Origin of the sequence: Photorhabdus sp. RW14-46, from assembly GCF_963887965.1 — a bacterium.
GTDB classification, from domain to species: Bacteria; Pseudomonadota; Gammaproteobacteria; order Enterobacterales; family Enterobacteriaceae; genus Photorhabdus; species Photorhabdus laumondii.
This window is the reverse complement of record NZ_CAWPHH010000077.1, coordinates 1-3,029: the sequence shown is the minus strand read 5'-3', so window position 1 is coordinate 3,029 and position 3,029 is coordinate 1. Positions and strand designations below refer to the sequence as shown.

4 protein-coding genes and 1 pseudogene are annotated in these 3,029 nt (G+C 50.4%); all 5 read right to left on the bottom strand.

What is annotated here, in order from left to right; genetic code table 11:
• Positions 1-343 precede the first annotated feature (343 nt).
• On the bottom strand, positions 344-475 hold the full coding sequence (locus tag AACQ38_RS24245; protein ID WP_013183225.1) for a hypothetical protein: 132 nt from the start codon (positions 473-475) through the stop codon (positions 344-346).
• A 6-nt stretch (positions 476-481) separates the two neighbouring features.
• A complete protein-coding gene (gene ltrA, locus AACQ38_RS23460) occupies positions 482-1,198 on the bottom strand; it encodes a group II intron reverse transcriptase/maturase (protein WP_339367090.1) in 717 nt (238 codons plus the stop codon).
• Complete coding sequence (locus tag AACQ38_RS23455) at positions 1,195-1,551, bottom strand: hypothetical protein (RefSeq protein ID WP_445260639.1); 357 nt, start codon at positions 1,549-1,551, stop codon at positions 1,195-1,197. The genes ltrA and AACQ38_RS23455 overlap by 4 nt, the downstream gene beginning before the upstream one ends.
• Positions 1,538-2,068, bottom strand: coding sequence for a transposase (locus tag AACQ38_RS23450; protein ID WP_339367089.1), 531 nt, complete (start codon positions 2,066-2,068; stop codon positions 1,538-1,540). The genes AACQ38_RS23455 and AACQ38_RS23450 overlap by 14 nt, the downstream gene beginning before the upstream one ends.
• 38 nt (positions 2,069-2,106) lie before the next feature.
• Positions 2,107-3,029 (bottom strand): annotated as a pseudogene (locus AACQ38_RS23445) (DUF4158 domain-containing protein); the annotation flags it as partial.

Sequence of the window (3,029 nt, the reverse complement as noted above, 5' to 3'; positions counted from 1 at the left end):
GCCCATTGTTCGGCGCAGGTTGAAAACATAAAGATTACCTCAAGTCGTGTTTTTTATTGAGATCAATCTATGAGGGAAAAGTTCAATAACGCGGGGGCGGGTTAAAATATTTGTGTAGGAAAGACAGCTTCTCATCGGGGTGACTGGTTCCCACGTTCCCCACAAGAGCCTGAATCGACTTCACGCCGCCTTTATGCCGGATGCCGCGCAGGCAGTAAACAGGTCGCCCCCAGCGCTTATCCCACAGGAACGACTCCACCATGGTTTTGACATCATCTATACGCTTTCGACACATCATCAACGGTTCACTTTCGTTCGTCTCTTCGATCCCTACCTGATCGGATCATGCCCGACCTTTTCCCATCTCGCTCACCACCACGTCTCTTAAACGCAGCAGCAGTGGGGGGTTTGGTGCCTGCGCCTGTACGCCGACACCGAGGGGCCTGCCCTCATCTCTTGTGTTGCATAGCTGCACGGGGACTTACGTCCCCGGTGCATGCCTTCGTGGCACACTATCATCAGCATATCGCTCAAACCGGATGACGGGAAATTCCCGTTTCATCCACATATCGAATGCGTAATGCAGGAACAGATTGGCCAGCAACGGACTAACGACTCCTCCCTGAGGAGTCCCCTTATCCCTTATCTGCACCGTTCCATCCGGCATGTACACCGACGCGGTTAGCCATCGCTCAATGTAGAGCAACACCCATCTGCAATCCGTATGCCTGCGCACCGCTCTCATCAGGAGTTCATGGTCGATGTTATCGAAGAATCCCTTGATATCCACGTCCAGCACCCAGTCAGTGCGCCAGCAACGTTGCCGGGCTGCTCTCAGGGCATCGTGCGCAGATTTATGCGGGCGGTAGCCATAGGAGTTAACGTGGAATTGTGGCTCCAGAATCGGCTCCAGTATGTCTTTGACCACCATCTGCGCGATGCGATCCGCTACCGTGGGTATCCCCAAGGGTCTCGTTCCTCCCGTCGCTTTTGGTATCTCGACACGCCGAACCGGCGGCGGCATATAGCTGCCCGAGGCCATTCGATTCCAGAGTTTGTACAAGTTCCCTGCGAGGTTCTTATCAAATTCCTCAATCGATTGTCCATCGATTCCAGCGCTGCCTTTGTTGGCTTTTACCTTCTTGTACGCTATCCAGACAGATTGTTTGGATAACGCAAACGGTTTGGACTGGTTCACAGATTCCTCCCATTTATGCGGTTGACCCGTAATACAATCCCAACGACTGGCTCCCTTCGCTCCACGTCCATTACAGACATTTCATCACTACTACGGAGCCATCTGCCCCTGTGCCCCGCATCGGTACTCAGGTGCTTGCAGGTTTTCTGCTTGACGCCACTCCCTTCACATCGGGACGACAGGTTCCCACGTTCCATGCCAGAGCCTGTGTTGTGCTCATGCTGTCTATATGCCGGATGCCGCCCAGCCAGTAACCAGATAACCGCAGGACTTATCACACGCCGCTTATAAAGCGTGTTTTTGACATCATCTTGTTCCTTTCGACACTGCATCCACAGTTCACTCTCGTTCATCTTCACAACACATACATGACGCATCTGACTGCGCCTTTTCCCTGACGCTCACCACCACCGCTCTTAACGGCAGCAGCTCAGGGTAGTTTGAAGGCGGCATCTGGACACCGCCTCCGAGGGGCCGACCCTCATCTCTCGCACAGCATTGCACCCTTATTTGCCACAGGGTGCATTCGTGGCACACATAAGCGGGAAGCCACTCTAATTGATATTGACTCTCTGCTATCGCTTGTATCGTATCAAGTCGTTTATGAAAACGCGCATTATCCATGACTATCACGGCACCGTGTGGGAGTTTGGGCAATAAATCCTGCGTCACCCACGCATGAAGGACATCGGCATTAATGTTGCCAGTAAATAAGCTTAAGGTGATGAACGTATTTTCGAGAATTGCACCAATAACGTTAATACGGCCTTTCGCGTGCCAATCATATGTACCAAAACAACGCCGCCCCTTTTCTGAATACCCGTATATCCGTGGCATTGACTGCGCGAAACCACTTTCATCCAAATACACAATTGGTTTGCCTGCCTGTTCATAGTCGCTGATGCGCTATCACCGAAAAACAGGTTATCGGGCACGTTTTCATCAACAAACAGGGAGAGTACACGTCCTAACTTTTGATTATCCTGTTGCCGACGTAGCTGGGCGGCCTCAAAACTCTTTTTCGCTTCTGCACTGCACCGTTCTTCTGCCTGCCTCATATGCCAGATAAGGGCACTGACCAGATTATCAGACAGTTGCCGGTAACGTAGCCAGACATAACACAGCAGGTATAGCTAGGTTTGTTCTTTTTTCAGGTTGCGCAGATCATAGATGGTATAAAACGAGACCAGACTGGCGAAGTACAACAGGTTTTGCTGTGATATGCTGAGCTGGGGTAACAGCGATTTAGCGACCCAATATAGTGGTGCTATCAGGGTTCTTTTCTCCCGTTCTTTGACCATCTGCCGCCAGCGAAAACTTTTGGCATCCTGTTTTAAGGCCGTCAATCCCGATAACGTCTCCTCTTTCACCAATAGCGCATCCAGCGCTTCCCGGGTTTCCGCCTGTAATGTGTCGGATAAAATATCAGCCAGACGCTGCCGTTCATTAACCAGTGCCTGACTGATGATTTTTTGGAAAGTTGAGTATCCCGGACGAACAATTTTGTTGTCATTCAGCCAGCAGATCAATTCTGTCGCAATAAATCCGGGGGTAATGTCACGGCGTGCAAGGTGTTCAGCTTGGGTAACGAGCTGAGGAAGATATCTGCCGACCCACAAACGATAACTGAATAACCGGGCTATCAGTTTACGTTGTGTGTAATATTCGTGATCGGTAATCATTTTGAGCTCACAGGCGGTATCGCAAAAATAGCGATACATGACAAAATGGCAATCACTTTCCACCTCATCAGGTGAAAATCGGAAAAACGCTTGTTTTGCTTTGAAATAACCGATCTGCAACATACAGTCAAGCAGAAAACCTGCAAGCG